This window comes from Alkalilimnicola ehrlichii MLHE-1, from assembly GCF_000014785.1.
Classification (GTDB): Bacteria; Pseudomonadota; Gammaproteobacteria; order Nitrococcales; family Halorhodospiraceae; genus Alkalilimnicola; species Alkalilimnicola ehrlichii.
On sequence record NC_008340.1, the window covers coordinates 3,226,454 to 3,245,747 of the forward strand.

Annotated in this window: 15 protein-coding genes; 5 read left to right on the top strand and 10 right to left on the bottom strand. The window is 67.1% G+C overall.

The genetic code is table 11. From position 1 onward, the window contains the following. Positions 1 to 455 precede the first annotated feature (455 nt). From tkt to fba, 4 genes are all read left to right on the top strand, one after another. On the top strand, positions 456 to 2,453 hold the full coding sequence (gene tkt / locus MLG_RS14365; protein WP_011630574.1) for a transketolase: 1,998 nt from the start codon (positions 456 to 458) through the stop codon (positions 2,451 to 2,453). A gap of 112 nt (positions 2,454 to 2,565) precedes the next feature. Continuing rightward, positions 2,566 to 3,744, top strand: coding sequence for a phosphoglycerate kinase (locus tag MLG_RS14370; protein WP_011630575.1), 1,179 nt, complete (start codon positions 2,566 to 2,568; stop codon positions 3,742 to 3,744). Positions 3,745 to 3,807: 63 nt separating this feature from the next. Then, positions 3,808 to 5,262 (top strand): pyruvate kinase, encoded by a 1,455-nt coding sequence (pyk, locus tag MLG_RS14375; RefSeq protein WP_011630576.1) that lies wholly within the window; start codon positions 3,808 to 3,810, stop codon positions 5,260 to 5,262. Between the two features lie 101 nt (positions 5,263 to 5,363). Next, entirely contained in the window at positions 5,364 to 6,428 is a 1,065-nt protein-coding gene (fba, locus tag MLG_RS14380) for a class II fructose-bisphosphate aldolase (RefSeq protein ID WP_011630577.1), read from the top strand. Positions 6,429 to 6,582: 154 nt separating this feature from the next. On the opposite strand, the gene MLG_RS14385 is transcribed toward fba, so the two are convergent. The 10 genes from MLG_RS14385 to MLG_RS14430 form a co-directional block, all read right to left on the bottom strand. After that, a complete protein-coding gene (locus MLG_RS14385) occupies positions 6,583 to 7,992 on the bottom strand; it encodes a phosphomannomutase/phosphoglucomutase (protein WP_011630578.1) in 1,410 nt (469 codons plus the stop codon). A 258-nt stretch (positions 7,993 to 8,250) separates the two neighbouring features. Further along, positions 8,251 to 8,709 carry a dUTP diphosphatase gene (gene dut / locus MLG_RS14390; RefSeq protein WP_041718096.1) on the bottom strand — a complete coding sequence of 153 codons (459 nt, stop codon included), beginning with the start codon at positions 8,707 to 8,709 and terminating at the stop codon, positions 8,251 to 8,253. Beyond that, complete coding sequence (gene coaBC / locus MLG_RS14395) at positions 8,660 to 9,913, bottom strand: bifunctional phosphopantothenoylcysteine decarboxylase/phosphopantothenate--cysteine ligase CoaBC (RefSeq protein WP_011630580.1); 1,254 nt, start codon at positions 9,911 to 9,913, stop codon at positions 8,660 to 8,662. Before coaBC ends, dut begins: the two co-directional genes overlap by 50 nt. Positions 9,914 to 10,006: 93 nt before the next feature. Next, complete coding sequence (locus MLG_RS14400; protein ID WP_011630581.1) at positions 10,007 to 11,392, bottom strand: sodium-dependent transporter; 1,386 nt, start codon at positions 11,390 to 11,392, stop codon at positions 10,007 to 10,009. Positions 11,393 to 11,450: 58 nt separating this feature from the next. Further along, entirely contained in the window at positions 11,451 to 12,281 is an 831-nt protein-coding gene (locus tag MLG_RS14405) for an endonuclease/exonuclease/phosphatase family protein (RefSeq protein WP_011630582.1), read from the bottom strand. Positions 12,282 to 12,288: 7 nt separating this feature from the next. Continuing rightward, positions 12,289 to 12,924, bottom strand: a complete 636-nt coding sequence (locus MLG_RS14410; RefSeq protein WP_011630583.1) for a thiol:disulfide interchange protein DsbA/DsbL — start codon at positions 12,922 to 12,924, stop codon at positions 12,289 to 12,291. 3 nt (positions 12,925 to 12,927) lie between these two features. Beyond that, positions 12,928 to 14,115: a c-type cytochrome biogenesis protein CcsB gene (gene ccsB, locus MLG_RS14415; RefSeq protein WP_011630584.1), complete on the bottom strand. Its 1,188-nt coding sequence runs from the start codon at positions 14,113 to 14,115 to the stop codon at positions 12,928 to 12,930. After that, entirely contained in the window at positions 14,115 to 16,220 is a 2,106-nt protein-coding gene (locus tag MLG_RS14420; protein WP_011630585.1) for a cytochrome c biogenesis protein ResB, read from the bottom strand. Before MLG_RS14420 ends, ccsB begins: the two co-directional genes overlap by 1 nt. Positions 16,221 to 16,339: 119 nt before the next feature. Then, positions 16,340 to 16,957: a c-type cytochrome gene (locus tag MLG_RS14425; protein WP_011630586.1), complete on the bottom strand. Its 618-nt coding sequence runs from the start codon at positions 16,955 to 16,957 to the stop codon at positions 16,340 to 16,342. A 212-nt stretch (positions 16,958 to 17,169) separates the two neighbouring features. Further along, positions 17,170 to 18,129 (bottom strand): cytochrome-c peroxidase, encoded by a 960-nt coding sequence (locus tag MLG_RS14430; protein WP_156774763.1) that lies wholly within the window; start codon positions 18,127 to 18,129, stop codon positions 17,170 to 17,172. Between the two features lie 217 nt (positions 18,130 to 18,346). On the opposite strand from MLG_RS14430, the gene msrP reads away from it, so the two are divergent. Then, positions 18,347 to 19,294 carry a protein-methionine-sulfoxide reductase catalytic subunit MsrP gene (msrP, locus tag MLG_RS14435; RefSeq protein ID WP_011630588.1) on the top strand — a complete coding sequence of 316 codons (948 nt, stop codon included), beginning with the start codon at positions 18,347 to 18,349 and terminating at the stop codon, positions 19,292 to 19,294.

Consider the following 19,294-nt stretch of genomic DNA (forward strand, 5'->3'; position numbering starts at 1 on the left):
GGCTTATGCCATCCATAAAAAGGCCTGAATTTTCATGGCCACCCGCCTTTGCCACTATGTATGCAACACGAAAGGCGAACCGATTACACGAATCGCCGAAGACCGGCCAGACCCCGCCAAGAGGGTCGCCGGCTGAACAAGCAGGAGGAGAGCCGAGCATGACCCAACCGCCATGCCCGCAGTCTTTCCTGGCGCAACAGTGGCTTTTCCGCTTCGCGCGCCACCTCAATGAACAGCACTCGGCCCGTGCAGACCGCCCGTCGGAGCGGCCACGGTCCGTTGCTCACCGAGTCGGGTGACGGGCTTCTTTCCCTCGTGAAGCCCTTTCCGGCGGGGTTGACAGCCCGCCGGTTTCTTACACCAGACGGCATGGCGTCTGCGCCAGCCGTCGCCACATGACCGACGGGGCGCGCCAACCGCGTGCGCCCCGTCCCCAGCCCAGGGAGATCACCCTCATGCCCACACGCCGAGATCTGGCCAACGCCATCCGAGCCCTGTCCATGGACGCGGTCCAGCGCGCCCATTCCGGTCACCCGGGCGCGCCCATGGGCATGGCGGACATCGCCGAAGTGCTGTGGAACGACTATCTGCGCCACAACCCGGCCAACCCCCACTGGTGGGACCGGGACCGGTTTGTGCTCTCCAACGGTCACGGCTCGATGCTGCTTTACAGCCTGCTGCACCTGTCGGGCTATGAGCTGGGCATTGACGATCTGAAGGCCTTCCGCCAACTGCACTCCAGGACCCCCGGTCACCCGGAGTACGGCTACACCGCGGGGGTGGAGACCACCACCGGGCCGCTGGGCCAGGGGCTGGCCAACGCGGTGGGGCTGGCGCTGGCCGAGCGCACCCTGGCCGCGCAGTTCAACCGCCCGGGCCACGAGCTGGTGGATCACTGGACCTACTGCTTCCTGGGCGATGGCTGTCTGATGGAGGGGGTGAGTCACGAGGCCTGCTCGCTGGCCGGCACATGGAAGCTGGGCAAGCTGATCGGTTTCTACGACGACAACGGCATCTCCATTGACGGCAAGGTGGAGGGCTGGTTCACCGACGATACGCCGGGCCGGTTTGAGGCTTACGGCTGGCATGTGGTGCGCGAGGTGGACGGGCACGATGCGGAGGCGATCAAGCGCGCCATTGATGAGGCGCGGGCGGTGACCGACCGGCCGAGCCTGATCTGCTGCAAGACGGTGATCGGCTTTGGCGCGCCCAACGTCTGTGGCACCCACGGGGTGCACGGTGCGCCGCTGGGCGATGAGGAGATCCAGGCCACGCGCGAGTTCCTGAAGTGGGAGCACGGGCCGTTTGAGATCCCGCGCGAGATCTACAGCGGGTGGGATGCGCGGGCGCGCGGCAAGCAGTTGGAGGCGGCCTGGCACGAGCGGCTGGCCGCTTACCGCAAGGCGCACCCGGAGATGGCGGCGGAGTTTGAGCGGCGGATGAAGGGCGAGCTGCCCGAGCGGTTTGCCCAGCACGCCGAGGAGGCGCTGGCCGAGGCGGTGGACGAGTCGGCCAAGGTGGCCACGCGCAAGGCCTCGGAGCAGGCGCTCAACCGGCTGGGGCCGTACCTGCCGGAGCTGCTCGGCGGCTCGGCGGACCTGTCCGGCTCCAACAACACCAAGTGGGAAGACTGCGCGGTGATCGGCGGGGCGAAGGCCGACGCCGATGGCAATTACCTCCACTACGGGGTGCGTGAGTTCGGCATGAGCGCCATTGCCAACGGGCTGGCGCTGCACGGCGGGTTCATCCCCTACACCGGCACCTTTCTGGTGTTCTCCGATTACGCGCGCAACGCCATCCGCATGGCGGCGCTGATGGGCATCCAGCAGATCTTTGTCCACACCCACGACTCTATCGGTCTGGGCGAGGATGGCCCGACCCACCAGCCGGTGGAGCATCTGGGGAGTCTGCGCATGATCCCGGGGCTGGATGTCTGGCGCCCGTGCGATGCCATTGAGACCCAGGCGGCGTGGCAGGCGGCGCTGGAGCGCCGTGACGGGCCGAGTCTGCTGGCGCTCTCGCGCCAGGGGCTGGTGGCGCAGCAGCGCACCGACGAGCAGGTGGCGTTGATTCGGCGCGGCGGTTATGTGCTGGCCGAGCCCAAGCAGGGTGAGGCGGAGCTGATCCTGATGGCCACCGGCAGTGAGGTGGCGATCATGGTGGAGGCGGCCGAGCGGCTGGCCGACCGGGGCCGGCGGGTGCGGGTGGTGTCCATGCCCTGTCTGGAGGTGTTCCAGTCGCAGCCGGCCGACTACCGCGAGGCGGTGCTGCCGGCGGGGGTGCCGGTGATCGCCATGGAGGCGGCCCACCCGATGCCCTGGCAGGCGCTGCTGGGCGACCGCGGCCGGGTGATCGGCATCGACACCTTCGGCGAGTCGGCACCGGCACCGGCGCTCTACGAGCACTTCGGGCTGACCGTGGACGCCGTGGTCCAGGCCACGGAGACCCTGTAACCCGCGGTTTCGGCACCCGATTCGGGCGCGGCTTGCGCGCCGGACGCCGTGACAGGACACTTACAGCTCCTGGAAATACCGGATCTGAATCAACGGAGCACAAGGAGACACCATGGCCGTCATTAAGATGACCGACCTCGACCTGAAGGGTAAGCGCGTCCTGATCCGCGAGGACCTCAATGTCCCCCTGAAGGAGGGCAAGGTCGCCGACGATACCCGCATCCGCGCCTCGCTGCCCACCATCCGTCACGCCCTGGAGTCGGGTGCCCGGGTGATGCTGCTCTCGCACCTAGGCCGCCCCAAGGAGGGCGAGCCCGACCCGGCCGCCTCGCTGCGGCCGGTCGCCGAGCACCTGGCCACACTGTTGGGTCAGGAGGTACCGCTGGCAGAGGACTGGCTGGACGGCGTGGAGGTCGCCGAGGGCCAGGCGGTGCTGTGCGAGAACGTCCGCTTCAACGTCGGCGAAAAGGCCAACGACGAGGCCCTGGCGAAACGGATGGCGGCCCTCTGCGACGTCTATGTCATGGATGCCTTCGGCACCGCCCACCGTGCCCAGGCCTCCACCCACGGCGTTGGGCAGTACGCCCCGGTGGCCTGCGCGGGCCCACTGCTGGCGGCCGAGCTCGAGGCCCTGGGCAAGGCGCTGGAGGCCCCGGCCCGGCCGATGACCGCCATCGTCGGCGGCTCCAAGGTCTCCACCAAGCTCGACGTGCTGGAGACCCTGTCCGAGAAGGTGGATCAGCTGATTGTCGGGGGCGGCATCGCCAACACCTTTATCGCCGCGGCCGGCCACCCGGTGGGCAAGTCCCTGTACGAGGCGGACCTGGTGGATAAGGCCCGCCAGCTGATGGACACCGCCCGTGCCAACGGCGGCGAGATCCCCGTCCCCACCGATGTGGTGGTGGGCCGCGAGTTCAGCGCCGACACCCAGGCGGTGGTCAAGCGGGTGGACGAGGTGGACGACGAGGACATGATCTTCGACATCGGCCCCGAGACCGCCCAGCGCTACGCCGGGATGATGCGCGAGGCGGGCACTATCGTCTGGAACGGCCCGGTGGGGGTGTTCGAATTCGATCAGTTCGGCGAGGGTACCCGCAAGCTGGGGGAGGCCATCGCCGAGAGCGACGGCTTCTCCATCGCCGGCGGCGGTGACACAGTGGCCGCGGTGGAAAAGTACGGGCTGGCCGACCGGATCTCCTACATCTCCACCGGCGGCGGCGCCTTCCTGGAGTTCCTGGAGGGCAAGACCCTGCCGGCCGTGGCCATGCTTGAGGCCCGCGCCAGTGACTGAGGCGCCCGCCATCACCTCCGTCAATCAGGCCCGGGCGACTGCCCCGGGCCGGGAGTAGCGACGATGCCCCTGCCCCGCCGCACCAAGATCATCGCCACCCTCGGGCCAGCCTCCGACGGCCCGCAGATGGCCACCCGGCTGGTGAAGGCCGGGATCGACCTGGTCCGCATCAACTTCTCCCACGGCACGGTGGACGATCACCGCCGGCGGGTGGAGGCTGTCCGTCAGGCGGCCCGGGAGGCCGGCCGTGAGGTCGGGGTGCTGGCCGACCTGCAAGGTCCGAAGATCCGCATCGAGGGCTTCCGTAACGGCGCGGTGGACCTCGAGGAGGACGCACCATTCACCCTCGACACCGCTTTGGATAAGGATGCCGGTGACACGGAGCGCGTCGGGGTGGCCTATCCCCAGCTGGTCCGGGATGTGGAGCCGGGCGACGTCCTGCTTCTGGACGACGGCCGGGTACTGCTCAAGGTGGAGTCGGTCAGCGACACGGCCATCCACTGCCGGGTCGCCACCGGCGGCCGGTTGTCCAACCGCAAGGGGCTGAACCGCCTCGGCGGCGGCCTCTCCGCGGAGGCGCTGACCGACAAGGACGAGGCGGATATCCGTACCGCGGTGGAACTGGGGGCCGACTATCTGGCGGTCTCGTTCGTGCGCGAGGCGGCGGATGTGGAGCGGGCCCGTGAACTGCTGCAGGCCGCCGGTGGCAACGCCGGGATCATCGCCAAGATCGAGCGCGCCGAGGCGCTGGATTGCCAGACCGAGATCATCCAGGCTGCCGACGCCATCATGGTGGCCCGCGGCGACCTGGGCGTGGAGATCGGCGATGCCGCGCTGCCGCAGGTCCAGAAACAACTGATCCACCAGGCCCGCGACCTGAACCGGGTGGTGATCACGGCGACCCAGATGATGGAGTCCATGATCGAGAGCCCGCTGCCCACGCGCGCCGAGGTCTTCGACGTGGCCAACGCCGTCCTTGACGGCACCGATGCGGTGATGCTCTCGGCGGAGACCGCGGCCGGTGAATATCCCGACGCGGCGGTGGCGGCCATGGACCGGGTCTGCCGGGAGGCGGAGAAGAGCCGGGCCGCCACCGAGTCCGGCCACCGGTTGGAGTGCCGCTTCGGCAGCTCCGAGGAGGCGGTGGCCATGGCGGCCATGTACACCGCCAACCACCTGCCGGTGAAGGCGATCATCGCCCTCACCGAATCGGGCACCACCGCACTCTGGATGTCCCGTATCCGCTCCGGCATCCCGATCTATGCCTTGACCCGGCACCCGGAGACCCAGGGCCGGGTCACCCTCTACCGCGGGGTCTACCCCATCGCCTTCGACCCGACCCAGGGCGATGCCGACAGCGTGCGCCAGCGCCTGGTCCAGACGCTGCGGGAGAAGCGGCTGGTGACGGAGGAGGACCACCTGGTGCTGACCTTCGGCAGTCGGATGGGGGTGGCCGGTGGCACCAACACCATGAAGGTGGTGAAGGTGGGTGACCTGTTGAACGGCACGGGGCATTAGGCAACGACGGAAACCTGGCCGGTCCCTTTTTTGGGGCCGGCGTGAAACCCGGTATCCCGGCCTGAGGTGCAGGCCGCTATTCTTGGTAACGGAGGAAAACCATGGCGCTCATCACGCTGCGACAGTTGCTGGACCATGCCGCCGAGCACGGCTACGGCATGCCGGCATTCAACGCCAACAATATGGAGCAATTTCACGCCATCATGGAGGCGGCCCGGGAGACGGACAGCCCGGTGATCCTGCAGAGTTCCGCCGGGGCGCGTAAGTACGCCGGCGAGCCCTTTTTCCGCCACATGATGCATGCGGCGGTGGAGCAGTACCCGGATATCCCGCTGTGCATCCACCAGGACCATGGCGCTTCGCCGGCGGTGTGCCTGCGCTCGATCCAGAGCGGCTTCACCTCGGTGATGATGGACGGCTCCCTGCGCGAGGACATGAAGACCCCCTCGGACTATGAGTACAACGCCCGGGTGACCCGTACGGTCTCGGAGATTGCCCATGCCGGCGGGGTCTCGGTGGAGGGCGAGCTGGGCTGTCTGGGCTCGTTGGAGACGGGCGAGGCCGGCGAGGAGGACGGCTCCGGTGCCGAAGGCAAGCTGTCCAAGGAGATGATGCTGACCGATCCGGAGGAGGCGGCGCAGTTCGTGCGCGAGACCCACGTGGATGCGTTGGCGATCGCGATCGGCACCAGCCACGGCGCGTACAAGTTCACCCGTCCGCCGACAGGGGATATTCTGGCGATTGAGCGGATCAAGGAGATCCATGCGCGCATCCCGGACACCCACTTGGTGATGCACGGCTCTTCCTCGGTGCCGCAGGAGTGGTTGGAGATCATCAACCAGTTCGGCGGGGAGATGCCGGAGACCTATGGGGTGCCGGTGGAGGAGATCCAGGAGGGGATCCGCCACGGGGTGCGTAAGGTGAATGTGGACACGGATCTGCGTCTCGCCGCCACCGGTGCGGTGCGCCGGCATCTGGCGGAGAACCCGTCCAACTTCGATCCGCGCAAGTTCCTGAAGGCGGCCACGGAAGCCATGAAGGACATCTGCAAGGCCCGCTACGAGGCTTTCGGCAGTGCCGGTCAGGCTTCCAAGATCAAGCCCATTGGTCTGATGGACATGGTGGAGCGCTACGCCAGCGGCGAGCTCGACCCGAAGGTGTCCTGAAGCAACACAGGTGACTCAAAGGGGTTGATCCCCTTCCTGTGTGGCCCCGGTCCGCTGCTTGGCGGGCCGGGGTTTTTTTGAAAGGCGGCGGGGCTTTAAGGCTTGCGGTGGGGTTGCCGCTGGGATAGCCCCAGCGCAGTGCCCCACCGGAAGTTTAGAAAGGCAGCGACAGCCCCGGCCGGATGCTCTCCAGCAGGGCGCGGAACGCCGCCTTGATCCGCTCCAGCGCGGCCTCGTCGTCGGCCTCGAAGCGCAGCACCAGGCTCGGCGTGGTGTTGGAGCTGCGGATCAGGCCCCAGCCGTCGGGGAACTCCACCCGCAGGCCGTCGATGGTGTGCAGTGTGGCATCGGTGAACCGCTCGCGGCCGGCCGCCAGCAGGCGCTCCATAAGCGGCGTCGGCTCCCCCTCCTCCAGGTTCACCCGCAACTCCGGGGTGCTCACCGCGTCGGGCAGGGCGGCGAAGACCTCGGCGCTGCTGCCTGCCCGGCGGGCCAGGATCTCCAGCAGACGGGCGCCGGTGTAGAGGGCGTCGTCGAAGCCGTACCAGCGCTCCTCGAAGAAGATGTGGCCGCTCATCTCACCGGCCAGGGGTGCGCCCGTCTCCTTGAGCTTGGCCTTGATCAGCGAGTGCCCCGTTTTCCACATGCAGGGCTCGCCCCCCGCCTCGCGGATCACCCGGGCCAGATGCGCTGAGCACTTCACATCGAAGATCACCGGCTCACCGGGCCGGCGGGAGAGCACATCCTGAGCGTAGAGCATTAGCTGGCGGTCCGGCCAGATGATCCGGCCCTCGTTGTCCACCACCCCCAGGCGGTCACCGTCGCCGTCAAAGGCCAGGCCGACGTCAGCGCCACCGGCCCGCACCCGGTCGATCAGCTCGGCGACATTCTTCGGCTCCGCCGGGTCCGGGTGGTGGTTGGGGAAGGACCCGTCCACCTCGCAGTAAAGCGCCTCCACCTCGCAACCCAGCGCCCGGAACAGCGCCGGGGCCACTGCCCCGGCGACGCCGTTGCCCGCATCCAGGACCACCTTGAGCGGACGATCGGGCCGCACGTCACCGGTCACCCGCGCCAGATAGTCCGGGACGATGTCGTACGTCTCGCGGGTACCGGGGGCATCAGCACGGGCGTAGTCACCCTCATGCACCCGCCGCCGCAGGTCCTGGATGTCGTCCCCGGAGAGGGTCCGGCCGCCGGCCATGATCTTCATGCCGTTATACTCCGGCGGATTATGGCTGCCGGTGACCATCACCCCGGCGCCGGTGCCCAGGTGGTGGGTGGCGAAGTACATCAGCGGCGTGGGGACGCAGCCCAGGTCGATGACGTCCCGCCCGACCTGTTGCAGCCCCTCGGTCAGGCCCGCCACCAGCTCCGGGCTGGAGTGACGGCCATCGCGGGCCACGATAACGCGCCGCTGGCCCTGGTCGGCGGCCTCGCTGCCGATGGCCCGGCCCAACAGCCGGGCCACGTCGGCATTGAAGCCCTGGGTGACGATGCCGCGGATGTCGTAGGTGCGGAAGATGCTGTCCGGCAGGCCCGGGGCCTGGTCCTTCTTCTCACTCATGGTCCTTTCCGTCCTCTGGCTTGTTCGGTTATAACGCCTTCACAGGGCCCTGCCTTGCGGTTGTGGGGGGCGATCATCGGGCCGGCCTCCAGTTGCGCACCCCTTCGGGGTACCCTGCGCTACTCACAAAAAATCGGCGCGCGTGAACTCGCTTCGCTCAAACAGGCACGCGCTTCATCCGATTTTTTGCTGCGTTGCTCGGTGCGCAAAGTCGGCCGGCCCGGTGATCGCCCCCCACAACCGCAAGGCCGGATGAAGTCAGTGCCGGCCGGTATGGCCAAAGCCCCCCTCACCCCGGGTGCTAGGCGTGAACTCGTCCACCACCTGAAAGCGCGGCCGCAGCACCGGCACGAAGACCAGCTGCGCCACCCGCTCGCCCGGATTGATCACGAAGGGCTCGATCCCCCGGTTCCAGCAGGAGATCAGGATCTGCCCCTGATAGTCGGAGTCGATCAGGCCCACCAGATTGCCCAGCACGATGCCGTGCTTGTGGCCCAGTCCGGAGCGGGGCAGTACGGTCGCGGCCATGCCGGCGTCCGCCATGTGCACCGCCATGCCACTGGGCAGCAGTTCGGTCTGCCCCGGCGCCAGGGTCAGCGGGGCATCCAGGCAGGCGCGCAGGTCCACTCCGGCCGAGCCGTCGGTGGCGTACGCAGGCAGGGGCCATTCACTGCCCAGACGGGGATCGAGAATCTTCAGTTCCACGGGTTGCGGCATGGTGATAGCGCTCGGTGATCAGGTTAATGAGTTGACGGGCCAATGCCGGCTTGTCGGCACGGGCCAGGCTGGTATGGCCGCCCCCGGGCCAGTAGACCTCCAGGGCGTTGTCGTCGGTATGAAACCCCCGGTCCGCCCCCACCCAGTTGGCGGCGATCATATCCAGCCCTTTGCGGGCCAGCTTGCCCCGGGCGTGGGCCTCCAGCGCGTCGGTCTCAGCAGCGAAGCCCACCGTGAAGGGACGGTACTGCTCTAGGGCCGCCACCTCGCGCAGGATATCGGGGTTGGGTACCAGACGCAGGGCCGTCTCGCTGTCGGTTTTTTTGATCTTGCTGCCGGCGCTCTGCTCCGGGCGGTAGTCGGCCACCGCCGCCGCGGCAATGAAGATATCGGCGCCGGCGACCCGATCCATGACCGCCCGGTGCATGTCCCGGGCACTCTCCACGGCGACGGTCTCGACCCCATGCGGCGCCGGCAGCTCAGTGGGACCGCTGATCAAGAGCACCCGCGCCCCGGCATCGCGGGCGGCGGCGGCCAGGGCGTGCCCCATCTTCCCGGAGCTGTGGTTGGTGAGGTAACGGACCGGATCCAGGGCCTCGCGGGTCGGCCCGGAGGTGATCAGCACGGTCCGCCCGGACAGGACGCCCGGGCCCGGCCCGGCGGCATCGCCCAGCAGGGCCTCGACCAGTTCCAAAGGCTCCAGCATGCGCCCGGCGCCGGTCTCGCCGCAGGCCTGGTCGCCCTCGCCCGGGCCCAGCAGGCGCACGCCCCGGGCAGTCAGGCGTTCACAATTGGCACGGGTGGCCGGCGCGCGCCACATCACTTGGTTCATGGCCGGGGCCACCGCAATGGGCGCCTCGGTGGCCAGGCACAGGGTGGTGAGCAGGTCATCGGCAAAACCGGAGGCGAGGCGGGCGAGAAAATTGGCGCTGGCCGGGGCCACCAGAATCTGGTCGGCCCAGCGGGCGAGTTCGATGTGGCCCATGGCCGCCTCGGCCTCGGCGTCCAGCAGCTCGGTGGCCACCCGGTGGCCGGAGACCGCCTGCAGCGTGAGCGGGGTAACGAAGCCCTGGGCCCCCTCCGTCATCACCACGCGGACCTCGAGCCCGCGCTCGCGCAGCCGCCGCACCAGGTCCGGTGTCTTGTAGGCGGCGATACCGCCGGTCATGCCCACCACGATTCGCTGGATGGCTGACGTACTCATGAGCTGGCCCGATTAATGATGTGCCGCAAGCTTAACGTATATCACCACGGTCCGGCACGCTGACACCCCAGGGCCGGTGGCCGGCGCGGGCCGTTAGAAGACCCCCAGCGCATTGAGAAAGACCAGCACGATCGCCAGCGGCACGAGCCAGCGGATCAGGGTCAGCCAGGCACTGAACATCGGGTGACTGAGTTGCAGCTCCGCCTCCGCCACCCGGCGGGGCAGCACCCAGCCCACATAGAGCGCCACCAGCAACCCGCCCAGCGGCAGCATGATGGCGAAGGTGAGGAATTCCATCAGGTCCATGAACCCCATACCGGCGATGGAAAAGCCACTCATCACGTTCAGCGACAGGGCCGAGAGGATGCCCATGGCCCAGGCGGCCAGGGCGACCACCGCCGCCGCCCGGCGCCGACTCCAGCCGCGGTTCTCCACCAGGTAGGCAGTCGCCGGTTCCATGATGGAGATGGCGGAGGTCCAGGCGGCAAAGCTCAACAGGACGAAGAACAGGGTCCCGAACAGCGCGCCGGCCGGCATCTGGCCGAAACCGGCGGACAGAGTGATGAAAACCAGCCCCGCGCCGGAGTCGGGCTCCAGACCGACGGCGAAGACGATGGGGAAGACCGCGAGCCCGGCGATCAGGGCGATGGCGGTGTCCGCACCGGCGATGATCACCGAGTTCTGAGGGATGGACGAGCGCGACGACAAATAGGAGCCATAGACCATGATCGCCCCCATCCCCAGACTCAGGGTGAAGAAGGCCTGCCCCACCGCGCCCAGCATCAGCGCACCCAGCGACCCGGCCTCACCGCCGGCCAGCAGCTCACCCAGATCGGGCAAAAAGAGGTAGCGCATGGCCTCAGCAAAGGCCCCGGCGCCCATGCCGTAACCCACCAGGAGAATCAGCAGCAGGAAGAGCGCCGGCATGAGGAAGCGCACCGCCTTCTCCAGGCCGCTGCGCACGCCCCGCGAAACCACCGCAAAGCACAGGGCCATGAACACGCTGTGCCAGAGCACCAGCTCCAACGGTCGGTCCAACAGGCCCGCAAAGAGTTCACCGACCCGGTCGGCGCCGGCGTCGAGGAAGGCGCCGCCGGCAGTCATCGGCACGTAGGCCAACGACCAGCCGGCCACGACGCTGTAGAAGGAGAGGATGATGAACCCCGCCAGTACCCCCATCCAGCCAAGCAAGACCCAGGCCCGCTGAGTACCGTACTCGCGGCAGAGGGTGCTCAGAGTATTGATAGGGCTCTGCCGACCGTGGCGGCCGAGCAGGATCTCCCCCATCATCACCGGGATACCGACGCCGAGCACGAATAACAGGTAGACCACCACGAAGGCACCGCCACCGCTCTCCCCCACCACGTAGGGGAAACGCCAAATATTGCCCAGCCCCACGGCGGAGCCGGTGGCGGCGAGTATAAAGGCCCAGCGCGAGCCCCATTGTCCATGGATGGACGTGCGTTGACTGCGTGCCATGATCCCCCCCAGGCCAGGGCAAGGCCCTCGGCCCGTTCCTTGTTGGCTGGTCCCCGCCTCAGCCGACCAGTTCTATCCCTTCGGGCAGACTGATGTCCATGGTGATCGGCAGGTGGTCCGACAACGGATAGTCCAGTACCCGCACATGCCCCACCTCCAGCGACGAGGACAGCAGGATATGGTCGATGTTGCGCTGTGGCTTCCAGGACGGGAAGGTGTGCAGGTCGTGCACCGGCTCCAGTAGCTCGGTGCGATCGACCAGGGTGGTGAACTCCGGGCTGCGGGAGTGGCAGTTGAAGTCCCCCATCACGATCACATGCCGGTGCTCGTTGATCAGGTCGGCCAGGTAGGCGAGCTGGGTCGCGCGGGCCCGCCGCGACAGGGCCAGGTGCACGATGATGACATTCAGCGCCTCACCGGCGCCGCCGAAGCGCAGGTGCAACGCGCCCCGGCCCGGGACCCGGCCCGGCAGTGCATGCTCATCGATGGAGGCGGGGCGGTACCGGGTCAACAGCCCGTTGCTGTGCTGGGCCAGTCGGCCCAGGTTGCGATTGGTCTGGTAGTACCAGTAGGGGAAGGTGCCCCGGCGCGCCAGATACTCCACCTGATTGACATAGCCGGTCCGGAAGCTGCCCGCGTCCACCTCCTGCAGGCCCACCAGGTCATACTGATGGAGCATGTGGCCCATGCGGTCCAGGTTGCCCTCGCGGCTGGACGAGGGCCAGAAGTGCTGCCAGCCGCGGGTAACGTAGTGGTGGTAACGGCGGGTCTCCAGCCCGCTCTGGATGTTGTAGCTCATCACCCGCAGCTGGCGCGGCGGCTCCCGCTCGATAACCGGATCCAGGGCGGTGTAGGCGCCCTCGGGGGTACGATGGGCGAGTCCGATCATCGGCCCCCTACTCCGCCGCCCGCGCCGCTTCGCGCTCGCCCGCCAGGTACTCAATGGCCTCAATCATCCGGGCCTGAGAGCCGGCCTGGCCGCCGGTGATCCGGTAGCGGCCGTCCACCGCCACCGTGGGCGTGCTGCGCACCTGGTAGTCCCGCGCCAGCGCCATGGCCCGCCGGGTCCGGGTCTGAACCGCGCGGGAGTCCCACGCCTCGTCGAAGGCCTCGGGGCTCACCCCGCGCTCGGCAAAGAAGTCACGCACCTCGCCCTGACTGACCAGGGCGCGGCCCTGGTCGTGCAGCGCCACATAGATGTCGTCGTGCACCTCATCCACCACACCCAACGCCTGGGCGGTGAAATAGGCCCGCACATGGGCCTGGTCCTGGGGGCGCAGGGGGATGGGCACCCGCACCAGGCTCACGTCCCTTTCGGTTTGCTGGTACCAGTCATGGAGGGGCCCGTTGAACCGACGGCAAGCCGGGCAACTATAGGCGAAGAACTCGGTGACCTCGACCTGATCACCGCTGGTGGTCCGGCGCGGTTCGTCGAAGACGTGGTAGTCCCGGCCGGCTTCGAAGTCCGCCGCCAGCGCCGGCAGGGCCAGCAGGGCCAGGAACAGCGCGCTCAGCAGTCGCATCGGTTTCATGATTTACAGCTCACCGTAGGAGTGCAACCCGGACAGGAAGATGTTCACCCCAAGGAAGCAGAAGGTGGTGACCAGCAGACCCAGCAGCGCCCACCAGGCCATCGGGGTGCCCCGCCAGCCCTTGGTGAAACGCATATGCAGCCAGGCGGCGTAATTGAGCCAGACAATCAGCGACCACGTCTCTTTCGGGTCCCAGCTCCAGTAGCCCCCCCACGCCTCCGCGGCCCAGAGGGCACCGAGGATGGTGGCGATGGTGAAGAAGGCGAAGCCCAGGGCGATGGACTTGTACATCAGGTCGTCCATCTGATCAAAGCCGGGCAGGCGTTTGGCCGCGCGGCTGTCGGGATGGGCACGCGCCCGGATCAGGTAGGCAACACCCACCATGGCGGCCACCCCGAAGGCCCCATAGGCGACGAAATTGGTGGGCACATGGATTTTCATCCACCAGCTCTGCAGCGCCGGCACCAGCGGCTCGATGTGATGCGCCTCCTGGCCAAAGTGGTACCAGAGCAGGAAGCCGATACTGGCGGAGACCACCAGCATCACGAAGCCGCCCAGGGCGCCGGTCTGGTAGCGACGCTCGTAGTAGAGGTAGATCAGGGCCGTGGTGAAGGCCAGCAGCACGAAGACCTCGTAGAGGTTGCTGACCGGGAAGTAGCCCATGCCCGGGCCGTGGAGGTAGGTCTCCCACCAGCGCACCAGCAGCCCCAGCAGGCCGGCGCCGGCCCCCAGCCAGGTAAAGGCGGTGGCCACCCGGCCGACAAAGGCCCGGTCGCCGCCGCGGCTGAAGGCCAGATCGGCAAAATAGAGGACCGTGGCGCCCAGGAAGAAGACGCACATCCACATGATGGCCGCCTGACTGGAGAGCAGGTAGTTGAGCAGGAAGCTCTCCTGCGCGGCGTTCAGATCAGGGTAGATATTGACCGCCAGCACCGCCAGCGCGCCGACAATGAGCACGAAGGGCCGGGCCTGCTTCCAGTGCCAGCCCTGGGGGATCAGCCAGGCAACGGTGAGCGCGAGGATGATCTCCTCGTAATAATTCATGTGCTCGGCGTACTGCAGGTAGGCAGCCAGCCCACCGCCGACACAGGCCAGTGCCCAGATCCAGTCGAAGGGGGTCAGACTGCGCAGATAGGCCCCGCGCTCGTGTTGTTTCAGCTCGTCGGCCAGTTTCTCCCGGGTGGTGGACATCAGGTCTTACCCTCCTCGCTGCCCTCGGACGCCGCCAGTCTCAAGCGCAGGTCCAGTTCGTGCGCCAGCTTATCGAATTCCCGGCCAAAGGCCTTGGGGTCGCGCTGCCCCACCCCGGCCAGCAGGATGCGCGTCTGACCCTCACGCCCGTCCCGCGTCACCAGCGCCCAGACCCGCCGGTGGGGGATATAGAACATCAGGAACAGCCCCAGCACCAACATGGCACTCCCAAAATAGACGATCCCGGCACCGGGTGCCCGTCCGATCATCAGCCCTGTCGATTGGATCTGCTCAAACCCGGTAAGTTCCAGGAAGATCGGTGTGCCGTAGGCTGGGAGGGCCGACAGCGCCGCGAGGGCCTCCTCGTAGAAGAGCCGATCGTCCTCGCTCAATCCGCCCAGATCGCTGACCGATTGCACCCCCTGCTCTCGGGCCACGGCGTCATGATAGGCATTGGTCAGGGTCCGCTCCAACAGCATGTGGGAAAAGTCCCGGAGCAGCGCCTGCTGTTCCGGGTCGTTGGAGCCGGCCATCACCCGGGCCTCTATCCCCTCGCTGACCGCCTCGAACCCCTCCTGCAGGAGCTGGCGAATCATCTGCTCAGCCGACATGGCCATCTGCCCGGCAAGCTGCCGCGCCTGCTCGCGCTCATCCACCATGCCCAGCTCCAGCAGCACATAGCGGGCGGCCGCGGTAGCGGCCTCCCGACGCGGCTCGGACTGGCGCAAATTGCCCAGGAAGGTCATGAAGCGGTCCAGGCCGCCGTCCGGCCCTGCCGGGATATGCAGGTAGCGGAACGGCTGATTGGCGGAGGGCCGCATGCCGCTGAGATAGTAATGGCGCCCATCAATGGTGATGGGGAGCATGTAGTTCTCGAACTCCAGCGTCCGGCCGTCGCGGGTGCGTAAGGCGTAAGAGAAACTCGGCCCCACGTTCCGCTGGCGCCGGCCTGACTCCTGCAGCTCGTCCGGCCGGACATTGGTCAGTTCAAAGTCGCGGAACTGCAGGGTGTACTCCTGCCCCGCGACCCCGACCCGCGCCTCGGAGAAGACCCTCGCCTCGAGCTCCTCCGGGGCCTCGGAATCGCCCGCAAGGGGCCAGATCCGCAGATCCAGCCTGGAGCCGCCATCGCCGAAACTGGCTTGGTAGATGGAGTAACCGCGGTACTCCAGCGGCTCATTGACCCGGATGGTCTCATGGAAGGTCTTATCCCGCTCCGGGTCGATGATCTTCAGGTCGCTCTCATAGGAGCGCGGCTGCCCGCTCGGATAATGCTGGATTCGGAAGTCCTCCACCACGATGGTGAAGGGCAGCTCCTGCACCACGTAGCCGTCGCGCAGGGGCAGGAAGGTGACATTGGCGGCGCGGCCCTCGGGAATGCTGGTGGTGCCACGGAAGGAGCCCGGCCGCACCGGCAGTTTCTTGCTGTCGTCGATCTGGGAGACGGGAATATCGTCCCGGGTCTCGATCTGCAGGTTGCCGCGCCACTCGTTCCACTTGAGGAGCAGATCACCGTCGATCAGCCCGCCCACGCAAATGACCACGATAGCCAAGTGGGTGAAGATATAGCCCAGCCGATTGCTGCGCCCCTTCATGCCGGCCAGCAGCATCTGCCCCCCGCCGCCCGACTTGTCGCGGAAGCGGAATCCCTTGTTCTTCAGGGTGCGGGCAGCCGCCTCGCGAGCCCCCTCAGGCGCCAGCGCCAGGGTCCACTCCCGGCGGTTGCTGAGCGCTCGCAGGGAGGCCTCCTGGTGATGGTCCCGGAAGCGGGTCATCTCCTTCACCACACTCGGGGTGTGGCGGTAGAGACAGACGCTGGTGGTGATGACCAGGAAGACCAGGATGGCCAGGTACCAACTGGCCGAGTAGACGTCGTAAAGCCCCAGCCGGCGGAAGACCTCGAACCAGAACGGCCCGAAGTCGATCATGTGCTCGGACCAGGTGCGCTCCTGGACCAGTACCGTGCCAATGATCGAGCCGATACCCAGCGCCACCAACAGGGTGATCGCCAGGTTCATAGACCCCAGGAAATCGAGCAGGGTCGCGGAGACAGAGCGCCCCTTGCGGTGGGCGCGACGCGGAGCGGCGGCGTTATTACTGGACATGCTTGGTGCGGACCTCGGCACTGAGGCGGACCGGCCGCAGCCCCCGCGGGTTCAGATAGACCCCCGCCTTGGGGCCGGATTGACGCCACCTGACGGGCGGGTGGTCACGCGCCCGTCGCTCAGCGGTGCAGCCCGGTCATGTATTCGGTGACAGCTTCGATGTCCTCATCGCTCATGCGCGAGGCGATGTCCCGCATCATGCGGTTGGGATCGGAGTCACGCTCCTCATCGCGGTACTCCCGCAGGGCCTTGCGCATATACTGGGCGTGCTGCCCGGCAACCCGGGGGTACTGGGCACCCTTTACGCCCTCACCCGCCGGCCCGTGGCAGGCCATGCAGGCGGCAACACCCTGTCCGGGAATGCCGGCGCGGTAGATCTCACGCCCGCGCTCGACCAGCTCCTCGTCTGCCTCGTGGAACACGGCCTCCTGGGCCTCGTAGTAGACCGCCAGATCACGGATGTCCTCGTCGGAGAGGCCCGCGGCCTGGGGGGTCATCAGCGGATCCTGACGATCACCGTCACGGAACAGCTGCAGCTGGTAGACGATATAGTCGGCAGGCTGCCCGGCGAGCGACGGCCAAGCGGGGTTGTTGCTATTGCCTTGGGCGCCATGACAGGCGACACAGGTCGCCGCCTTGCGTTCGCCCGCCTCGATATCACCATCAACGGCAAGGGCAGGCAGGCTGACGCCAGCCAGGATGAGGCCGGCAGCGGCCGCAATAAACCGGTTATTCATGGATCCGATCACCTCTGGATGCCTCCGGGCTGGTGCGCACTGATACGACTCAAGGCGCGGACTCAACCTGGGATTGGTTCTGATACTTGTTGCATGAAGGCCGGTGGCCGACGGATAAACGGCTGATAGTTATATCAGTCGCCCGGAAGGCGGTCAATCTGGCAGGTGTGGAAAACTGCCGCGCCCCACCCGCGGGGCGCGGCACATGGTGCTTACGGCAGGGCCGGCACCTGGAAGTCCGGCATCTCACCGGTCAGGGACTCCATGAAGGCCACCAGCTCGGCGACGGTCTCGTCGTCGAACTCGCGGTTCAGCATCTCACGGCCCATCACCTGAGTGGCCTCCTCCAAGGTCTCCACCCCACCGTTGTTGAAGTAGGGGTAGGTCACCGCCACATTGCGCAGGGTTGGGGTCTTGAAGGCAAACCGGTCGGCCTCCTCGCCGGTGACCAGGTAACGACCCTCATCGGTGGAGCCCGGCACCTGAATGCGGTGGAAGTTGCTGTCGGTCAGCGCGGGCCCGCGGTGGCAGGCGATACAGCCGTTGTCCACAAAGGCGGCCATACCGCGCTTCTGCTGGTCGGTCAGCGCATCCAGGTCACCCCGCAGGTAGCGATCGAACGGCGAGTTCGGGGTATTCAGGGTGCGCTGGAAGCTGGCCAGGGCCTTGGCGACGTTATCCGCTTTGATCGGCTGGTCATCGCCCGGGTAGGCCGCCGCGAACTTCGCCTGGTACTCATCGAACTCCTTGAGCCGCTCCAGGGCTGCGTCCAGGTCCATGGCCATCTCGATGTCTGCCTCGATCGGCCCCAGGGCCTGACCCTCCAGGTCCGGCTCGCGGCCGTCCCAGAACTGGGCCTCGAAGAAGCCGGAGTTGAGCACCGTGGGGGTGTTACGCTCGCCTACCTGGCCCTCGTGACCCACCGCCCGCGGAATGCGGTCGGCCCAGCCGAGCGCCGGGTTGTGACAGGTGGCACAACTGATAACACCGCTGGACGAGATGCGCGGCTCGAAGAAGAGCATCTTGCCCAGTTCGATCTTCTCCTTGGTCAGGGAGTTATCCGCCGGAATCGGCGGCAGCGCGGGCAGTGGCTCGAACCGGTCGGCATACTGGCTGTAGAAACCGTCTTCCGCACTGGCGGTGCTGGCGGCAAAGGCCAGAATGCAGCCCATTCCCAATGCCGGGATCGCCTTGCGGAGGTGTGTCCCCAGGCTTGTCATAGTGCGCCTCCTTATCTGTTGACGCTGGCGTGGTGAACCCCTTTGCAGAGCATCAAGTCAAATGCTCTGTAATTGTTCCAAAATGAAGGTACGGTAGGTATTAGTAGCTTACAACTGAGCGAAATACTCAGTTTTGCCGTCGATCAATTCTCTTGCTGGAGTGCCCGCCATGGCCCGCTATCGCTATCCGAAGATCCCGGAATCAGAGATCACCCCGGAACCGCTCTACCGGGCCCGGCGCCGGTTTTTCCGCCAGGGCGTCGGCTTGGCCGTCGCGGCCGCGGCACCGGGGCTGCTGCTGCGCCCGGCCGCCGCCTGGCAGGGGGCTCTGGACGAGGCCCCCGGCAGCGGGCTGTCCACCGACGAACCGCTGACGAGCCTGGATGACATCACCTCCTACAACAACTTCTACGAGCTGGGCACGCGCAAGCGCGACCCCTCGGACTGGGCCCATCAGCTCCAGACCGACCCCTGGACCCTGAGTATAGAAGGCGAGGTGAATAAGCCAGGGGAATTCGACCTGAGCGATGTCATCCGGCCGGATGAACTGGAGCAGCGCATCTACCGCCTGCGCTGCGTGGAGGCCTGGTCCATGGTGATCCCCTGGGTCGGCTTCGAGCTGCGTAAGCTGCTGGAGCGCCACGAGCCCACCGACCGCGCCAAGTACGTGGTCTTCGAGTCCATCCACGACCCGGACAACCTGCGCGGCCAACGTCGCGGCATCATCGACTGGCCCTACCGTGAGGGGCTGCGCATGGATGAGGCGATGCACCCGCTCACCCTGCTGGCGGTGGGGCTGTACGGCAAGCCCATGCCCAACCAGAACGGCGCGCCCATCCGTCTGGTGGTGCCCTGGAAGTATGGCTTCAAGAGCATCAAGTCCATCGTGCGCATCCGCCTGCAGGAGGAACGTCCGGTCAGCGCCTGGGAGGCGATGTCACCGGAGGAGTACGGCTTCTACGCCAACGTCAACCCCCACGTCGACCACCCCCGCTGGTCGCAGGCTCGGGAGCGCCGGATCGGGGAACCGGGGCGGCGGGAGACCCTGATGTTCAACGGCTACGAGGAGGAGGTCGCCCACCTTTACGAGGGCATGGACCTGGAAAAACACTTCTGA